This is a genomic window from Blautia luti, assembly GCF_013304735.1.
GTDB lineage: Bacteria > Bacillota > Clostridia > Lachnospirales > Lachnospiraceae > Blautia_A.
The window spans coordinates 50630-68106 of record NZ_JAAITI010000001.1; the positions used below are offsets into that span (position 1 = coordinate 50630).

General features: G+C 44.8%; 17 protein-coding genes. 14 read left to right on the forward strand and 3 right to left on the reverse strand.

Going from position 1 to position 17477, the window contains the following annotated elements; genetic code table 11:
- Nucleotides 1–102: 102 nt before the first annotated feature.
- The 12 genes from G5B06_RS00255 (at nucleotide 103) to glpK (ending at nucleotide 13512) form a co-directional block, all read left to right on the forward strand.
- Nucleotides 103–567 (forward strand): DUF1700 domain-containing protein, encoded by a 465-nt coding sequence (locus G5B06_RS00255; protein ID WP_148445054.1) that lies wholly within the window; start codon nucleotides 103–105, stop codon nucleotides 565–567.
- 670 nt (nucleotides 568–1237) lie between these two features.
- On the forward strand, nucleotides 1238–2104 hold the full coding sequence (locus tag G5B06_RS00260; RefSeq protein ID WP_243278886.1) for a carbohydrate ABC transporter permease: 867 nt from the start codon (nucleotides 1238–1240) through the stop codon (nucleotides 2102–2104).
- Entirely contained in the window at nucleotides 2104–2922 is an 819-nt protein-coding gene (locus G5B06_RS00265; RefSeq protein ID WP_243278885.1) for a carbohydrate ABC transporter permease, read from the forward strand. The genes G5B06_RS00260 and G5B06_RS00265 overlap by 1 nt, the downstream gene beginning before the upstream one ends.
- Before the next feature lie 89 nt (nucleotides 2923–3011).
- Nucleotides 3012–4334, forward strand: a complete 1323-nt coding sequence (locus G5B06_RS00270; RefSeq protein WP_148445053.1) for an ABC transporter substrate-binding protein — start codon at nucleotides 3012–3014, stop codon at nucleotides 4332–4334.
- 120 nt (nucleotides 4335–4454) lie between these two features.
- Nucleotides 4455–5336, forward strand: a complete 882-nt coding sequence (locus G5B06_RS00275) for an MgtC/SapB family protein (protein ID WP_148445052.1) — start codon at nucleotides 4455–4457, stop codon at nucleotides 5334–5336.
- Nucleotides 5337–5793: 457 nt separating this feature from the next.
- Entirely contained in the window at nucleotides 5794–7251 is a 1458-nt protein-coding gene (locus G5B06_RS00280; RefSeq protein ID WP_173762708.1) for an NAD(P)/FAD-dependent oxidoreductase, read from the forward strand.
- A 7-nt stretch (nucleotides 7252–7258) separates the two neighbouring features.
- Nucleotides 7259–8545, forward strand: coding sequence for an NAD(P)/FAD-dependent oxidoreductase (locus G5B06_RS00285; RefSeq protein ID WP_173762712.1), 1287 nt, complete (start codon nucleotides 7259–7261; stop codon nucleotides 8543–8545).
- Between the two features lie 5 nt (nucleotides 8546–8550).
- A complete protein-coding gene (locus G5B06_RS00290) occupies nucleotides 8551–8922 on the forward strand; it encodes a DUF1667 domain-containing protein (RefSeq protein WP_148445050.1) in 372 nt (123 codons plus the stop codon).
- 298 nt (nucleotides 8923–9220) lie between these two features.
- Complete coding sequence (locus G5B06_RS00295; protein ID WP_148445049.1) at nucleotides 9221–9952, forward strand: glycerophosphodiester phosphodiesterase; 732 nt, start codon at nucleotides 9221–9223, stop codon at nucleotides 9950–9952.
- A 142-nt stretch (nucleotides 9953–10094) separates the two neighbouring features.
- Nucleotides 10095–11213 carry an Ldh family oxidoreductase gene (locus G5B06_RS00300; RefSeq protein WP_021976754.1) on the forward strand — a complete coding sequence of 373 codons (1119 nt, stop codon included), beginning with the start codon at nucleotides 10095–10097 and terminating at the stop codon, nucleotides 11211–11213.
- 172 nt (nucleotides 11214–11385) lie between these two features.
- Nucleotides 11386–11961, forward strand: coding sequence for a glycerol-3-phosphate responsive antiterminator (locus G5B06_RS00305; protein WP_148445048.1), 576 nt, complete (start codon nucleotides 11386–11388; stop codon nucleotides 11959–11961).
- A 51-nt stretch (nucleotides 11962–12012) separates the two neighbouring features.
- A complete protein-coding gene (gene glpK, locus G5B06_RS00310) occupies nucleotides 12013–13512 on the forward strand; it encodes a glycerol kinase GlpK (protein WP_148445047.1) in 1500 nt (499 codons plus the stop codon).
- 129 nt (nucleotides 13513–13641) lie between these two features.
- Here glpK and G5B06_RS00315 read toward each other — a convergent pair whose 3' ends face one another.
- Complete coding sequence (locus G5B06_RS00315) at nucleotides 13642–14052, reverse strand: DUF6465 family protein (protein ID WP_148445046.1); 411 nt, start codon at nucleotides 14050–14052, stop codon at nucleotides 13642–13644.
- Nucleotides 14053–14253: 201 nt separating this feature from the next.
- On the opposite strand from G5B06_RS00315, the gene holA reads away from it, so the two are divergent.
- Nucleotides 14254–15249: a DNA polymerase III subunit delta gene (gene holA, locus G5B06_RS00320; protein ID WP_148445045.1), complete on the forward strand. Its 996-nt coding sequence runs from the start codon at nucleotides 14254–14256 to the stop codon at nucleotides 15247–15249.
- A gap of 38 nt (nucleotides 15250–15287) precedes the next feature.
- On the opposite strand, the gene G5B06_RS00325 is transcribed toward holA, so the two are convergent.
- Together G5B06_RS00325 and rpsT are read right to left on the reverse strand one after the other, a co-directional pair.
- Nucleotides 15288–15854 carry a M48 family metallopeptidase gene (locus G5B06_RS00325; protein WP_148445044.1) on the reverse strand — a complete coding sequence of 189 codons (567 nt, stop codon included), beginning with the start codon at nucleotides 15852–15854 and terminating at the stop codon, nucleotides 15288–15290.
- 114 nt (nucleotides 15855–15968) lie between these two features.
- Nucleotides 15969–16232 carry a 30S ribosomal protein S20 gene (gene rpsT / locus G5B06_RS00330; protein WP_022426951.1) on the reverse strand — a complete coding sequence of 88 codons (264 nt, stop codon included), beginning with the start codon at nucleotides 16230–16232 and terminating at the stop codon, nucleotides 15969–15971.
- A gap of 299 nt (nucleotides 16233–16531) precedes the next feature.
- Between rpsT and gpr the strand changes: the two genes are divergently transcribed.
- On the forward strand, nucleotides 16532–17461 hold the full coding sequence (gpr, locus tag G5B06_RS00335) for a GPR endopeptidase (RefSeq protein WP_148445043.1): 930 nt from the start codon (nucleotides 16532–16534) through the stop codon (nucleotides 17459–17461).
- Nucleotides 17462–17477 lie beyond the last annotated feature (16 nt).

A 17477-nucleotide genomic window follows, 5' to 3' on the forward strand; every position in this document is an offset into this window, starting at 1 on the left:
GTAATAAAAAAGAATTTGCAGAAGTTTTCAAGGTGAGGTTTCTGGAGTTGTTTTGAGTTTTGTTTTTTTCATTATATTTCATAAGAAAGGTTTGACATATTTATGAGCAGAAGAGAGTTTCTTGAGGTTTTACGGGGGCAGCTGTCCGGACAGATGACCCATGGGAGAGCTGCGGCTCATGTGCGGTATTATGAGGATTACATTCAGTCTCAGGTCCGGAACGGCCGAAGTGAATCAGATGTCCTGGCAGAACTGGGGGATCCCAGGCTGATCGCCAAGACTTTGATCGATACAGATGACAGTGCAGCTGTTTATGATGAGTCCGGTTATTCTGAAGAGAGCTACGGTGCAGATGATTATGCGGATAATGGGACGGAGAGCAGTGCCGGAAAGGCAAGAAGCTTTAAACTGGATCTGAGCACATGGTATGGAAAGGCAATCGTGATCGCCATTGCAGCGTTAATTGTGATACTTTTAACAACTGTTTTGGTGGCAGTTGCTCCATTTTTGATAATTTTTGGTATAGTTTTGTATTTAATATCCTGGTACAGGAAGAAAAAAGTATAATTGTTCTACAATGGCTGTGAAATAAAGACAATTTCTGTGTAATGAAATGACTTGCTTGTGAAAAAAGTATTTATAAGATTTGCATAAAAAATATGTGTTTAGCCTTGATTTATAGTGGATTTTACTGTATAATCTGGGTTAACAAGTTGAGATTGTGTCTGTTTTGTATAAAAACAGATGATGCCATTGAGAAGAGAGAACGGCAGAAGATATACATCGAAGGATGTGTTATTTTCTGCCGATTTTTTTATCTGTTTTTTAGAAAAGGTGATCAGAATGGATTGCCTTATTGAAGTACGATAAATTGTATAAAATAGATAAAAAAATAATTACTATCAAATAATAATTGTTCAAAATAAATAAAGAAATATTGAAAAATAGGGAAATAACTGTTGATTATATGAAAGAAATGTGTTATCATTTGGTAAAAAGTTGGTAAAGATAACAAACACGCAAATACAAAGGAGGGTAGTGAGAGGGCATTTTGACAGCAGAACGTAAATGAGAGTTTTGCTTAATGTATTGGGGTAATTGCTGGAATATATAACGGAAATGTTTTTCAGCAGAATGTGTAATGAGCAACATGATCAGCACTGTCAGGGGGACAGAGATATCGTGATGATGCAGCTGATCGGTAGTACGTAAATTTATGAAAAGCAGGTGATATACAATGAAAAGTAAAAAATCTTTTTTCAGGACAGTGGAGCCTTATCTCTATCTGGTTCCTGTAATGATCCTTTTTATACTGTTTGTATTCTGGCCGTTCGTTAAGACGATCCAGCTGAGCTTTGCCAGAACCACACCTCTTGGTCAGGTGGCACAGTATGTAGGACTTGACAACTATACGAATATTTTCACAGACGGAACGTTCCTTAACAGCTTGGTGACAACACTGAAGTTCTCTGTTATGCGAGTTATCCTTTCTATTGTGATCGGCTTTATACTGGCGATCATCAGTACAGAGAAGATCAGGGCGAAGGGATTTTTCCGTACTGTATATGCACTTCCGATGGCTATTTCCGCAGCAGCGGCATCTGTAGTGTTCATGTTTATTTTCCACAGCTCTCTGGGTATCCTGAACAAGGTTCTCGGAACTCATATCGGATGGCTGACAGATAAGAAATATGCACTGATCGCAGTTACGATCGTTAGTGTATGGATGGCGATCGGTATGAATTTCATTTACCTTACTGCAGCGATCCAGAGTGTACCGTCTGAGCTTTATGAGAGTGTTGCCCTGGATGGAGCGAATTTCTTCCAGAAGCACCGCCATGTAACGATTCCGTCAATCTCTCCGACACTGTTCTTCCTTCTCATCATCAATGTTATCAACTCCGTACAGGCATACGCAGAGTTCAAGATGATGACCCAGGGTGGACCGGCAGAGAGTACCAACGTTATCGTGTATGAGATTTACCAGGAGGCATTTATCAACAGCCGTTTCGGTGTGGCCTGTTCAGAATCCGTAATTCTGTTTGTTATTTTGATCATCCTGACTGCACTGCAGTTTAGACTGGAAAAGAAGGTGACCTACTGATGAAAGAAAAACCATATGTAAAAGTGGCGATGTATGCGCTGAATATTATTTTTGCAATTATTATTATCGTTCCTGTTGTATACTGCTTCAATGTTAGTATGATGGATCTGAAGGAAATCTACGGCGGAAAGTTCTGGCCGTCTCATCTGACCCTTGAGAACTACACAAGAGCATTCCAGCTGGCACCGTTCTTTACTTTCATTAAGAACTCACTGATCGTATCCGGTGTTATCACATTTGCTCAGGTTGTCACAGGTGCTCTTGCAGCTTATGCTTTTGCAATGATGGAATTCAAGGGCAAAAAAGTCCTGTTCTATATCATGCTGGCAACCATGATGATCCCAAGCCAGGCGATCATCATTGCAAACTACCTGACAATCGCTGACTGGGGTATCCGTAATACATACGCAGCGCTGATTCTTCCGAACGCAGCAGCAGCTTTTGCGGTATTCAACATGCGTCAGGCATTCCTGACACTGCCGAAAGAGATTCATGAGGCAGCTGAAATTGACGGATGTACAAACTTCAAGTTCTTATATACCATCGGTGTTCCGCTTATCAAACCATCACTTGGTGCTCTGATCATCTATGTATTCCTTCAGAGCTGGAACTACTATCTGTGGCCACTGCTTGTAACAGACAGTGTAAATATGAGAACTGTTCAGATCGGTCTTGGTATGCTCCAGGGTGCTGAGGCAACAGACTTCCGACCGGTTATGGCTGGTGCCATGGTCATCCTGATTCCTTCAATCCTTGTATTCATCATTGGTCAGAAACAGATGATCAGTGGTCTGACAGCTGGTGCTGTTAAGGGTTGATCCAATTACATAAGAGCAAGTAGTAAAAACGTTAATTTATCCGGCCTGTATTGGGGCAGGCCGGACCATTATAAAAGGAGGGTTTCTATATGAAAAACAAAAAATGGATGGCGATTCTTTTAGGAGGAATCATGGCTGCATCTCTGGCAGCTCCGTGCTCAGTAAGTGCAGCTGAGAAAACAACACTTACATTCTGGCATGCAATGGGCGGCACAAACGGTGAGGTGCTTCAGCAGATCGTGGATGATTTCAACGCATCCCAGGATGAGATCGAGGTTAAAGCTGAGTATCAGGGAACCTATGATGATACCATCACAAAACTGAAAGCTGCTATGCAGAGTGATTCCGGTCTTCCGGATGTCTGCCAGATGTATGACGTAGGAACAAAGTTCATGTATGATAGTGGTGCTGTCATCCCTGTAGAAGACAAATTTGAGAGCACAGGCTATGACAAGAGCTCTGTTATGGACGTTATCAGCAGCTACTATACCGTAGACGGCAAGCAGTATGCAATGCCATTTAACGTATCCACACCTATGCTGTATTACAACAAAGACGTATTTGAGGCAGCAGGACTTGATCCGGAAACTCCTCCGACAACTTATGATGAGGTTCTTGAGGATGCCAAGAAGATCGTAGAGAGCGGAGCAGCTCCGGTTGGTTATTCACAGGCTATTTACGGATGGTTCTTTGAGCAGCAGCTTGCAGGACTTGGTGTAACATACGGAAATAATGACAATGGACGTACAGAGGCAGTTACAGCTGTTGATTTTGATTCCAACGGCGGCGGCCTGAAAGTATTTGATATGTGGAAAAAGCTGTATGATTCCGGATATTTCGAAGATTACGGAACAACAACAGCAGATACCCAGACAGCGTTCTTCTCCGGACAGGTTGGTATGATCATCGAGTCTACTGCTATCCTGAAAAACGCAGTTGATTCTTCTCCGTTCGAAGTTGGTACAGGATATCTTCCGAGGATCGAGCAGAATGATGAAGGCGGCGTTATCATCGGTGGTGGATCCCTGTGGCTTACAGATACAGGCAACGAAGCTAACGAAGATGCAGCATGGAAATTCATCGAGTACATCACAACTCCGGATGTACAGGCTAAATGGTCCATGGGTACAGGATACTTTGCGATCAACGAGAAAGCTTATGAGACAGATGATATGAAGGCTTACCTTGAAGAGAACCCGAACTTCGAGACAGCTATCAACCAGCTGAAGGATTCTCCTGTAAACTGCAATACAGCAGGTGTTCTCTCCGGCGTACAGACAGAAGCCCGTCTTACATTCAACGAGATCATGCCGCAGGTATATGATGGCAAGCTCACAACTCAGGACGCTGTTGATCAGCTTGCAGCTTCTGTAAACAAAGCGATCGAGAACTATAACGAGTCTATTAAATAATCAGAATGCCCTCTGATCAGTAGATAGAGCAACAGATAGGGATACCGACGCCTGGCGGCGGTATCCCTGCTGTTTTACATGCTGTGAGGTTACGGGTAATATATCCGGGCACAGGATCATATGAAAAACTGCGTAGTGAGACGGACGGAGCGAGTCCGGCTGACTAGACAGCTTTCAAGTGCAGGGAGTGTGGCCTGCGGCGTTTATGCAGGGCAAAATGAAGTGATGCGCTGTTGGCGTTATCACCGGCAGAAAATAATGATACAACAGGAAAGGGGCAGATTTATGGGCGGAATTCTCGGAGCATGTAATGCAATATCGGATTATTTGCACACGTTAAATATGGGATCGACGCTGTTTCGGCTGATCCTTGCGATGTTTCTTGGATGTCTGATCGGTATTGACCGTGGAATGAAGAAACGGGTGGCAGGTGTAAAAACACATATGATCGTCTGTATGGGGGCAACTCTGGTTATGATGACGGGCGATTTTATCCATGTATATTCTAATGGGGCAGGAATCGGAGATACTGCACGACTTGGCGCACAGGTTGTCAGCGGAATCGGTTTTCTTGGAGTGGGAACCATCATCGTGACAGGACAGAGACATGTATCCGGTCTTACGACAGCAGCCAGTCTTTGGACTTCCGCGTGTATCGGACTTGCTGTGGGGATCGGCTTTTACAGCGGTGCGATCTTTACCACGCTGGGGCTTATTCTGGTGTTCAAATATGCGAAATATATAGAGGTTTATGTGGAAGAGCATTCCAATACCTATGACGTATATATGGAGTTTGAAAATGAAGACAAGATGAGTATGGTCATAAAGAAGCTCCGGGAAGAGGACATCCTGATCTCCAACGTAGTTATCATCAAAAAGAGATCCAAAACACAGAGTGTGGTGATCCAGGCAACAATGGAGGCTGCCAAATGGAAAGCACGCCATACTGTATTTCGTGAGGTAAGACAGCAGGAAGGAGTTATTTCTGTGGAGGAAATATGATCGGGAATACAATGAAATTTATCAGGCTTTTGGTGAAGTTAAGAGCATGTTAAAGAAAAAACGATGTATTTTACGAAAAATGCACTTGAAATATGAAGAATAGTCTGATACAATGAATACAAAGTGAAGAAGGAATCTGATTCAGCTTGCTGAATACAGAGAATGCCATTGAGAACAGAGACCGGCATGAAGACACATGGATAAGTGTGTTTTTATGCCGGCTATTTTTATGCACAAATGTTAATGTTTCAAAAGGATTACAAGGGTTACAAGGGTTACGGCATAAAAATAATGGCATATTCGCTTGAAAGATTGCTGTTCGTAAGCAGTACTCCTCGCAGAATATTTACCTGCGGACGGCAATGCTTGTGTTGCAACGGATATTCTGCTGTTTCCGGCGCAGAGAAAGCCGGGGACAGTTCAGAAGATCCGCAAACAGGAAAGGAGAAACAGATCTATGTATGATGTGATCATTATCGGAGCAGGAGTTTCCGGAGCGGCAGCGGCGAGAGAGCTTTCAAGATATCGGCTGAAAATCTGCGTTCTGGAGCGAGAAGAGGATGTATGCTGTGGAACTTCCAAGGCAAACAGCGGAATCGCTCATTCCGGTTATGATGCAGAACCGGGAAGCCTTATGGCGGAACTGAATGTGAAGGGCAGCAATATGATGGGACAGCTTTCGAAGGAACTGGATTTTCCTTTTAAACAGACTGGTTCGCTGACTGTCTGTACAACTGAGAATGGAATTGCCATGCTGCATAAGCTGCGTGAAAGAGGACTGAAAAACGGAGTAGAGGGACTGAGGATCCTTGACAGAGAAGAGGCACTTGCCATGGAGCCGAATCTGTCTGATCAGGTGCTGGCAGCACTGTATGCACCGACAGCCGGAATTGTCTGTCCCTTTGAGCTGAACATTGCAATGGCAGAGAACGCATATAACAATGGCGTGGAATTTAAATTTGACACAGAAGTAAAGAACATCCGAAAACAGGAAAATGGTTTTGTTGTGGAAACCTCAAAGGGTGATTTTGAGACAGGCTGTATCGTCAATGCTGCCGGTGTCTATGCGGATGTTTTTCATAATATGGTAAGTGAGAAAAAACTGCATATCACTCCTCGTAAGGGTGAGTATATGCTTCTTGATAAAAGTGCAGGAGCACATGTGAATCATACGATCTTTGCACTTCCAAATAAGAGCGGAAAAGGAGTTCTGATAACACAGACTGTTCACGGTAATCTTCTTGTCGGCCCTACTGCTACGGATCTGGAGGACCGGGAGGGAACAGCCACTACTGCAGAGGGTCTGGAGGCTGTAAGCGTCAAATCCGGCAGAACAGTAAAGGATATTCCTCTGCGGAAGGTGATCACAAGCTTTGCGGGACTTCGTGCTATCGAGGACGGTATGGATTTTGTGATCGAAGAGGTGGAGGATGCACCCGGATTTATTGATTGTGCAGGAATCGCATCACCGGGACTTACCAGCTCGCCGGCAATCGGCTGTATGGTCGCTGACATCGTAAAAGAAAAATTACATCCGGAAGTAAATCCGGATTTTGATCCGGTGAGAAAAGGGATCCTGGATCCGTCAGAGCTTTCTCTGGAAGAAAGAAATGAGCTGATCAAAAGATCACCGGAATATGGAAATATCATCTGCAGATGTGAGATGATCTCGGAGGGAGAGATCCTGGATGCGATCCGAAGACCTCTGGGAGCGAAATCCCTGGACGGAGTAAAGCGCCGTACAAGAGCGGGAATGGGAAGATGCCAGTCAGGTTTCTGTTCTCCAAGAACAATGGAGATCCTCAGCCGAGAGCTTGGTATTTCCATGGAGGAGATCACAAAAACAGGCGGAGCTTCCAGACTGATCGAAGGAACCAACAAGAAAATTGCAGAGGAGGGCGAGAACCATGAATGATAAGATTATGGTGAAGAGAGATATCGTGATCATAGGCGGAGGCCCTGCAGGACTGGCAGCAGCCCTGGCTGCAAAGAAAGAGGGAGCAGAGAGTATCCTGATCCTGGAACGTGACAAGGAACTGGGTGGGATCCTGAATCAGTGTATCCATAATGGATTTGGCCTTCATACATTTCAGGAGGAACTGACAGGACCGGAATATGCGGCACGCTTTATCCGGATGGTAAAAGAACAGCGGATCGAGTACCGGCTGAATACCATGGTCATGGATATCAGCCAGGATAAGGTGATCACTGCCATGAGCCGTCAGGATGGAATGTATCAGATCCGGGCGAAAGCCGTGATCCTTGCCATGGGCTGCAGAGAGAGACCGCGAGGCGCACTGAACATTCCTGGATATCGACCGGCAGGCATTTATTCAGCAGGAACAGCACAGCGCCTTGTAAACATGGAAGGCTTTATGCCGGGAAAAAAGGTAGTGATCCTGGGATCCGGTGATATCGGACTGATCATGGCCAGACGTATGACTTTGGAAGGTGCGGAGGTTAAGGCTGTGGCAGAGCTGATGCCATATTCCGGAGGCCTGAAGCGAAATATCGTGCAGTGCCTGGATGATTTCGGGATCCCGTTGAAGCTTAGCCATACAGTGGTTGACATAAAAGGAAAAGAGCGTGTGGAAGGAATCACTCTTGCAGAGGTAGATGAAAACAGACGTCCGATTCCTGGTACAGAGGAATTTTTTGAATGCGATACGCTTCTCCTTTCTGTTGGCCTGATCCCGGAGAATGAGCTTTCCGGACAGGCAGGTGTGAAGCTGAGCAATGTGACTTCCGGACCGGTGGTAAACGAAAGTCTGGAGACAAACATAGAGGGTATTTTTGCCTGCGGAAATGTTCTTCATGTTCATGATCTGGTGGATTTTGTTTCAGAGGAAGCAGGTAATGCAGGAAGAAATGCGGCTCTCTATATACACAACAATGGCGAGGAAGAAATACCGGAAGAGATAAAGATCACACTTTCGCCTAAAAACGGAGTCCGCTATACAGTGCCGTCTGAGATCCGTATCGGTCATATGGCGGAGGAGCAGCTGGTCCGCTTCCGTGTGGGAAATGTATATAAAAATTGTTACATCCGTGCATATCTGGATGGAGAACGGATCTTTTCCAGAAAAAAACAGGTGGCAGCACCCGGAGAGATGGAACAGATCAAACTGAAAAAAGAGCAGCTTCTTTCCATTCTGGAAGGAAAACAGAAACAGGATAAACATGAACTTGTGATCCAGGTGGAGGAGTGATGAAAATGGAAAAAAGGAATCTTACTTGTATCGGATGTCCTATGGGATGCGCCCTTCTGGTGGAAATGAATGGAAAAGAAATCATTTCCGTCACAGGAAATACCTGTAAAAAAGGTGCGGAATATGCAGTGAAGGAAGTGACAAATCCGACCAGGATCGTGACAACGACCGTTCGTGTGAAGAATGGAAGTATGCCGGTGGTGTCAGTAAAGACAGCACAGGATATTCCGAAAGAAAAGATTTTTGACTGTGTGGAAGCGCTGCGGGATGTATGTGTGGAAGCGCCGGTTCAGATCGGAGATGTGATCCTGGAGAATGCAGCAGGTACAGGCGTGGATATCGTGGCTACAGGAAATGTGAAGCAGATCATACAGTGATCTGCAAAGGAGATATATGGCGATCTGTATGCTTATAATATGTCAGCCCTCCGGCAGACAAAGCGAATAAAATAAACCTGAAAAGGCTTTTTTATCGCTTTGTTTGCTATGAAATAAAATATACAAAATGCACAAAAAATAATAACGAGAAAAAGAATAATTAATTAAAAATAACAAAAAAATATAAAAAATACAGACGAAAAATGTTGAAAATAAATAAAAGCTATGATATAATCTGAAATATAAATTAGCAAAAATGCTCACAACGATGTAACGCATTGAATGGAGGATGATTAGAATGAAAGTATTTGGACATCGTGGTTTCAGCGGAGAATATCCGGAGAATACAATGCTGGCGTTTCAGAAAGCCGTGGAGGCTGGATGCGAGGGAATTGAGCTTGATGTACAGCTGACCAAGGATCTGGTTCCGGTGATCATGCACGATGAGAAGGTTGACCGTACCACGGATGGAAGCGGATATATCTATGATCTTACATATGATGAGCTGTGTAAACTGGATTGCAGCTATCCGGATAAATTTGCCGGAAAATTCGGCAGACTTCAGATCCCGACTCTGAGAGAGTATTTGGAATGGATGGCTGAGGAAGAAGATCTGATCACTAACATTGAACTGAAGAACAGTGTTTATTATTATGGTGGTATGGAAGAGAAAGTGATCGACATGATCTGTGAATACGGACTGGAGGATCGGATAATTCTTTCTTCCTTTAATAATGCTTCCATCGTACTGTGCAGACAGAGCGATGAAACCATTGCAGGTGGTTTTCTGGTAGATAAATATGTGGACAATGCAGGCGTTTATGCAAGAACCTGTGATGTGCAGTATTATCATCCGAATCTGGAATACCTGAAGGAAGAACATGTACGCAGCTGTTCCCAGAACGGGATCGGGGTGAATGTCTGGACTGTAAACGAGGAAGAGGATATGAGAAGGATGAAGAAATGGGGAGTAAACTCCATCATCACCAATTATCCGGACAGAGGAAGAGCAGTGGCAGACGCGGATTGACACTGCGATGTAAAGACGCTTTCTGTGAGGTGCATACAGGAGGCAGGCTAAATTTAAAATCTCCGGCAGGAGGGGGTCCTGCTGCAGATCTATATAAGTAAAATAAAAAAAACTATAATAATGTATATGGAGGATTTTTACAATGGAGAAAGAAACAAGACCTTTTATTCCCTGGCAGCTCGCAGATGATTTTATGACAGCTGTATTTGAAAAAGTAGGAGTTCCGGAAGCAGACGCAAGACTTTGCTCTGATGTACTTCTTGAGAGTGACAGACGTGGAATTGAGAGCCATGGTTGCAACCGTTTCAAACCGATCTACATTGATCGTATCAAAGCCGGAATCTTAAACCCGGTAACCAAGATCGATATTATCAAAGAGACACCAACAACTGCAGTTATTGATGCCAACGATGGTATGGGAATGGTAGCCAGCAAGAAAGCTATGGATATGTGTATTGAGAAAGCACATAAGTATGGCATGGGTATGGTTGCAGTTCGTAATTCTTCTCACTATGGAATCGCAGGATACTGGACAGGTCTCGCAACAAAAGAGAACATGATCGGTATCAGTGGTACAAACGCAAGACCGTCCGTTGCACCTACATTTGGTGTTGAGAATATGCTCGGAACAAACCCGCTGACATTCAGCATGCCTACAGATGAGCCATTCCCGTTCATGCTGGACTGTGCAACATCTGTTATCCAGAACGGCAAGATCGAATACTACGCACGTATCGGACACGATACTCCTAAAGGTCTTGTTATTTCCAGAGAAGGTGAGGAGCTTACAGACAGCGTTGAGATCCTCAAGAAGATCCGCAGCAAACAGGCTGCACTTGCTCCTCTCGGCGGATTTGGCGAGACAAACGGAGGATATAAAGGATATGGATACTCCACAGTTGTTGAGATCCTTTCCGCAGCACTTCAGTCCGGTATCTTCTTAAGAGCACTGGAAGGAAAGAATGAGGATGGAAGCATCCGTCCATATCATCTTGGACATTTCTTCATCGCAATCGATACAGAAGCATTCATGGGTGCTGAAGCATTCAAGAAAACATGTGGCGATATCTTAAGAGACCTGAGAGGATCTGAGAAAGCTCCTGGACAGGAACGTATCTATACAGCAGGCGAGAAAGAGTACGATGTATGGATGTATCGTAAAGACAAGGGAGTTCCGGTAACAGAGGCAGTTCAGAAAGAGTTTATCGGACTTCGTGATGAATTCGGACTTACACAGTTCAAATTCCCATTTGAAAAATAATATTGCTGAGTCAGGCAAGTCGTTAAGACTTGCCTGATTTTGGTGAAAATATCGACATATCTTACAAATCTGTCTGGCCTTTGCAGTAAGAAACTGTTACAATAGAGTTAATGTCTTCGGATAATATGAGAAGATATGACTATATTGTGCGAATATTGCGGAGGAAAAGCAGATGAACAGAGAATTTCTGGATGCGATCGAGGCAAACCCGATCATAGCGGCGGTGAAAGACGAGCAGGGACTCTCCAACTGCCTGAGCAGAGAAGAACTTACGGTGATTTTTATTCTGTATGGCGATATTCGTTCTATCGGGGAAATCGTGGAACGGATTCATCAGGCAGGAAAGATTGCTATGGTACATATTGATCTTGTGACAGGCCTGAGTTCAAAAGAGGTTTCTGTCGATTATATTTGCAAAGATATTCATGCAGATGGAATTATTTCCACAAAAGCATCAATGATCAGCAGGGCAAAAAAGCTCGGGATGTATACTGTCCTGCGCTTTTTTCTCATTGATTCCATGGCGATTAAAAATATTGAAAATCTGGGAAATCAGCATGAGCAGCTGCCGGATGTGGTGGAAGTGCTGCCTGGTCTGATGCCGAAGATTCTCAAGAAAATATGTAAAACAAGCAGAGTACCAGTGATTGCAGGGGGACTGATCTCTGATAAAGAGGACGTAATGGGAGCGCTGGGGGCGGGGGCTGCGGCGGTTTCCACTACGAATCAGGAGGTATGGGAGCTTTAAAACTGCATAGATACAGCTATGTGGTTAAGTAATGTATTGGAGGATTTTTATATGGCAAAATATGTTATGGCGCTGGATTCCGGAACAACCAGCAACCGTTGTATTCTTTTCGATGAAAACGGAAGGATCCGCAGTGTGGCGCAGAAGGAGTTTATCCAGCATTTTCCGAAACCGGGATGGGTAGAGCATGATGCAGGTGAGATCTGGTCCACACAGCTTTCTGTTGCCAGAGAGGCTATGAACCAGATTGAGGCAACGGCAGAGGATATTGCAGCGATCGGTATCACCAATCAGAGAGAGACCACTATTGTCTGGGATAAGAATACGGGACAGCCGGTTTATCATGCCATCGTATGGCAGTGCAGAAGAACTTCAGAATACTGCGACAGCCTGAAAGCGAGGGGACTGGAAGAGAAAATTCGTCAGAAAACAGGTCTTGTTATTGATGCGTATTTTTCCGCAACCAAGGTAAAATGGATTCTGGATAATGTGGAAGGTGCCCGTGAAAGAGCTGAGAAAGGTGAGCTTCTGTTCGGTACGGTGGAAACCTGGCTGATCTGGAAACTGACCAAGGGTGCTGTCCATGTAACCGATTATTCCAATGCATCCAGAACCATGATGTTCAATATCAACACATTGGAGTGGGATGATGAAATTCTGGAGGAGCTTAATATTCCGAAGTGTATGCTTCCACAGGTAAAAGAGTCCAGCGAAATCTATGGGGAAACCGATCCATCCTTCTTTGGTGGAAGGATTCCGGTGGCCGGTGCAGCCGGTGACCAGCAGGCAGCATTGTTCGGACAGGCCTGCTTTGAGAAAGGGGAAACCAAGAATACATATGGAACCGGTGGTTTCCTTCTGATGAATGCAGGAGATAAACCGGTATTTTCAAACAACGGACTTGTCACCACTATCGGATGGGGCCTCAATGGAAAAGTTACCTACGTTCTGGAAGGATCCGTATTCGTTGCCGGTGCCGCAATCCAGTGGCTCCGTGATGAACTTCATCTGGTGGATTCCGCTTCAGATACGGAATATTTTGCGGGAAAAGTGCCGGATGCAAACGGATGTTATGTAGTGCCTGCATTTACGGGACTTGGAGCTCCTTACTGGGATCAGTATGCACGTGGTACAATTGTAGGACTGACCCGTGGTGTGAATAAATATCATATTATACGTGCGACTCTGGAATCTCTTGCATATCAGGTCAATGACGTGCTGGAGGTTATGAAAGCAGATGCCGGAAGTGATCTTGCAGTTCTCCGTGTAGACGGCGGAGCAAGTGCCAACAACCTTCTTCTGCAGATTCAGTCCAATATCAGTAATGTGGCTGTAGAACGTCCGGAATGTATTGAGACAACTGCTCTTGGTGCCGCATATCTTGCAGGTCTCGCTGTAGGATTCTGGGAAAGCAAGGAAGCAGTACTGGAAAGCCGCAGCGTGGAGCGTATTTTCCGTACAGAGATTGATGATGAGAAGCGCAGTGCGATGGTAAAAGGATGGAGAGCGGCAGTAGGCTGTTCCAGAGACTGGATTAAAAAAATCCAGTAAAAGATAAAAAAGAAAAGTCATGCAGCGGGACGAAAATGAAAATGTCCTGTGCATGGCTTTTTTGCGCTTCCGGAACTGCCATGGGCAGACCGGCGTAGTATTTCGGTTGCGGAACTGATCCGTCCGAACTTACAGAGTGGTCAGATCGATCTTGTAATCGTCGGAACCTTCTCCGTCAGCAGTGTAGTAAGCTGCTCTTTCTTCTGCATTTACATAGATGTGGAGCTCTTTGCCCTTAAGGCCTTTCGCCTCTGCATCTTTCTTAACAGCTGCTTCAAGGTCTGCAACTGTGATGGATGTCTCAAAAATTTCAAGTGTGATGCCGCTGATCTTATGATTTTTTACAGTGTTTTTAACTTCTTCTACTACTTCTGGTGCCTTGGCTGCTACAGTCTCTGTTGCTTTTTTTACTGCTTTTACAGTTTTCTCAGCTGCAGGTGTTTTCTCGATTTTTTCTACAGTTGATTTCACAGTAGCCTTGGCTTTTGTGGTTGCGCTCTTCAGGTTACTTGTTGCTTTACTAGTTCTTTTTTTCTCCATAATGGAACACTCCCTTCCACATATTTCGCTGGCAGAACGGCTCTGCCGGAATATGTACCCGTCTACAGTATCATGAATTTGCCGGAAAGTCAAATTTTTACCGGAGTATGTTGCATTTCCGGCGGTTGTCGTATAAACTGAGATACAGAGAAAAAGTCCCCGGGTGATTGCGGGAATACGATTCAGACAGGAGTACAGATATTGAAAAATATTCAGGAAGACATCAAATCAGGAAAATTTAAGCAGGCATATCTGCTCTACGGAGAAGAAGCGTATCTGAAACAGCAGTATAAGAGAAATCTGGTGAAAGCGTTGAATCCGGATGATGATACGATGAATTTTGCCAGATATGAGGGAAAAGGAATCGATGTGAGAGAACTTCTGAGCCTTTTTGATACGATGCCCTTTTTTGCGGAGCGCAGGGTGGTTCTTCTGGAGGATACCGGATTTTTTAAGAATAAATGTGAGGAACTGGCAGATTATATGAAAAATCTTCCGGATTATCTGTATCTGGTATTCTGTGAATCCGAGGTAGATAAACGAAGCCGTATGTATAAGGCAGTGAAAGCCTGTGGAAGTATCGGAGAATTTAAACAGCAGGATGAAAAAACGCTGATGCGGTGGGCGGCAGGAATTCTCGGGAAAAACGGGCGTAAGATTACCCAGCGGGATGTGGAGCTGCTTCTGTCCATGACGGGGACAGATATGGGAAATTTAAGGATGGAGCTGGAAAAACTGATTTCCTATACAGAAGGCAGAGAGGTTGTGACTGGAGAAGATATCCGTGCTGTCTGTACCACACAGACAACCAACAAAATTTTTGATATGGTCCGCGCCGTGACAGAGAAAAATCAGAAACGTGCACTGGATCTGTATTACGATCTTCTGACGCTGCGGGAGCCACCGATGAGAATTCTGTTTCTCCTTGCAAAGCAGTTCCGGCAGATCTGTCTTACGAAGAAATTATCAGAGGAGGGACTTTCCCAGACAGAGATTGCATCCAAACTTGGCGTGCCATCCTTTGTTGTGCGAAATCTGGAATCCTGCGCCAGGGCTTACACAGTAGAAGAACTTGAAAATGCGGTGCGAGACTTTGTGGATGCGGAAGAAGCTGTGAAGACAGGTACGTTAGGGGATGTGCTCAGCGTGGAACTTCTGATTGTGAAATACAGTTCGGCGCGGAAGAGGAGCGCATAGGAAAGAATCGTGAAATATCTGCCTAAAAGCCTGGAAATTCAGGGATTCTGCCACAGAGTCTTTCCGTTATCCCGGAGCCATTTTTCGTAAATTTTATATTCCGGCATCACAGACGCCACCACTGCGTAGAAGGCAGGAGAATGGTTCATTTCCTTCCGGTGGGCAAGTTCGTGGACAACAACATAATCGAGAACCTTTTCCGGTGCGAAAATCAGCCGCCAGTTGAAGTTTAAGTTTCCCTCACTGGTGCAGCTTCCCCAGCGTGTTTTCTGTTCCCGGATAGTGATACGGCCGTAAGTTACGCTCATTTTTTTGGCGTAGGCTGCGGTTTTTCTTTTGAATATTTTTCGGGCAGATTCCATATAATAACTGCGGCGGAAATCGGAGAGCGGGCGGTTTTCTCCAGGAGACGGAACCGGTTCGGATGCAGCGTGGGAGAGGTGCTTCAGAATCCAGCTTTCTTTTTGCGTGAGGAAATTTTCGATGGTGGTATCTGACATTGTGCGTGGAGCACGGACAGTCACCTGGCCGGAAGCGCTGACCTGGATTGCCAGTGTTTTCCGGTTACTGCGAATGAGACGATAAGGGAATGGATGAGTGCCCATAGAAAACTCCTTTCTTGTAAAAGTGAGAGCAGAATATAAAAAAAGACAGTCGCTGACGGTTCGACTGTCTTTCCTTTTACTTATAAGCTTATAACTAAAATATTCCGTGGTCTATTACGCAATGCTGTTGACAGCTTTGGAAAGACGGGAAATTTTTCTGGCGCAGTTATTTTTGTGGTAAACGCCCTTGGATGTAGCTTTGCTGATTGTGGAGATTGCGTCCTTAAGAGCAACCTCTGCAGCTGCCTTATCCTTATTCTCAACTGCTGTCTCAACTTTCTTGATGGAAGTCTTAACTGCAGAACGGATTGCTTTGTTTCTTGCAGCCTTAGTGCTGTTAACTAAGATTCTCTTCTTTGCGGATTTAATGTTAGCCAATTCGTACACCTCCGATTCCTAAAAAATATAATATAAATTACATTCACAGGAACAGACACGGGCGCTCCTATGAAACATGCTTATATATATTATTATACATGGAGTGTAATGTCAAGATGTTTTTCGGAAAAATTCCAAAAAAATATGCAAAAACTACCAGATGCTGTGGATGAAAGGGGAAATGGTACATATTTATGGGAAAATGGGGAATAATGAAAGGGAAAACATCGGAAAAGCTGTTTTCATGTGGATGACAGAGGAAAATGGCTGGCAATTTTACAGAAAAAGAGGATGAGAGTATGGCTGGAAGGAGCAGAATCAGAACTGACCTGGCGCTGGAGGCAACGGAACGCTTTCAGGAGGAAAATGTAGAAGTACATGGAGTGGAGATCAGGGAAAAATACGATGAGGAAAAAGACGTGCGGACTACCGTAGTACGGATCACAACAGAAAACGGGGCCAGGACCATGGGAAAACCGCAGGGAACCTACATTACCATTGAGGCGCCGGACCTTTCCGTTCCGGATGAAGATTATCACAGGGAAATCTCGGAAGAAGTGGCGCATCATTTAAGGGAGCTGATTGATCTTGGACGGCAGCAGTCGATCCTGGTGGTAGGACTTGGAAATCAGGAGATCACTGCGGATTCCCTTGGCCCCCGTGCGGTTTCCGGTCTTCATATGACAAGGCATGTAATCCGGGAATACGGGCTGAAGGCAAACACACATATGAAAATGCATCAGATCAGTGGGATTGCGCCTGGGGTAATGGCTCAGACCGGAATGGAAACCCTGGAAATTATTCAGGGTATTGTTTCTGAGACAAAGCCGGATGTGGTAATTGCCATTGATGCGCTGGCAGCCAGGAATACAGCAAGGTTGAACCGTACCATTCAGATTACAGATACCGGGATCAATCCGGGGTCCGGTGTGGGAAACCACAGGGAAGGGCTCAATGAAGAGAATCTTTCCGTGCGGGTGATCGGAATCGGTGTGCCTACAGTGGTAGATGCCGCAACCATTGTCCATGATTCCATGGCAAGCCTGCTGGATGCACTGGAGGAAGAAGAGCAGAAAGAGTTTCTGGAAGAAATGATTTCACCCAAACTTTATACCATGTTTGTAACACCGAAAGATGTGGATGAAACTGTGCGGTATTTAAGCTTTACGATTTCCGAGGGGCTTAATCTGGCATTTTCCGATAGTCTAATCGAAGAGGACAGGTCATAAAATACCATAAGAGGTG

Excerpts from the sequence above, each read along its gene's own strand:
- G5B06_RS00255 (WP_148445054.1), top strand. The coding sequence starts at position 103 with ATGAGCAGAAGAGAGTTTCTTGAGGTTTTACGGGGGCAGCTGTCCGGA.
- G5B06_RS00260 (WP_243278886.1), top strand. The coding sequence starts at position 1,238 with ATGAAAAGTAAAAAATCTTTTTTCAGGACAGTGGAGCCTTATCTCTAT.
- G5B06_RS00265 (WP_243278885.1), top strand. The coding sequence starts at position 2,104 with ATGAAAGAAAAACCATATGTAAAAGTGGCGATGTATGCGCTGAATATT.
- G5B06_RS00270 (WP_148445053.1), top strand. The coding sequence starts at position 3,012 with ATGAAAAACAAAAAATGGATGGCGATTCTTTTAGGAGGAATCATGGCT.
- G5B06_RS00275 (WP_148445052.1), top strand. The coding sequence starts at position 4,455 with ATGAAAAACTGCGTAGTGAGACGGACGGAGCGAGTCCGGCTGACTAGA.
- G5B06_RS00280 (WP_173762708.1), top strand. The coding sequence starts at position 5,794 with ATGTATGATGTGATCATTATCGGAGCAGGAGTTTCCGGAGCGGCAGCG.
- G5B06_RS00285 (WP_173762712.1), top strand. The coding sequence starts at position 7,259 with ATGGTGAAGAGAGATATCGTGATCATAGGCGGAGGCCCTGCAGGACTG.
- G5B06_RS00290 (WP_148445050.1), top strand. The coding sequence starts at position 8,551 with ATGGAAAAAAGGAATCTTACTTGTATCGGATGTCCTATGGGATGCGCC.
- G5B06_RS00295 (WP_148445049.1), top strand. The coding sequence starts at position 9,221 with ATGAAAGTATTTGGACATCGTGGTTTCAGCGGAGAATATCCGGAGAAT.
- G5B06_RS00300 (WP_021976754.1), top strand. The coding sequence starts at position 10,095 with ATGGAGAAAGAAACAAGACCTTTTATTCCCTGGCAGCTCGCAGATGAT.
- G5B06_RS00305 (WP_148445048.1), top strand. The coding sequence starts at position 11,386 with ATGAACAGAGAATTTCTGGATGCGATCGAGGCAAACCCGATCATAGCG.
- glpK (WP_148445047.1), top strand. The coding sequence starts at position 12,013 with ATGGCAAAATATGTTATGGCGCTGGATTCCGGAACAACCAGCAACCGT.
- G5B06_RS00315 (WP_148445046.1), bottom strand. The coding sequence starts at position 14,052 with ATGGAGAAAAAAAGAACTAGTAAAGCAACAAGTAACCTGAAGAGCGCA.
- G5B06_RS00325 (WP_148445044.1), bottom strand. The coding sequence starts at position 15,854 with ATGGGCACTCATCCATTCCCTTATCGTCTCATTCGCAGTAACCGGAAA.
- gpr (WP_148445043.1), top strand. The coding sequence starts at position 16,532 with ATGGCTGGAAGGAGCAGAATCAGAACTGACCTGGCGCTGGAGGCAACG.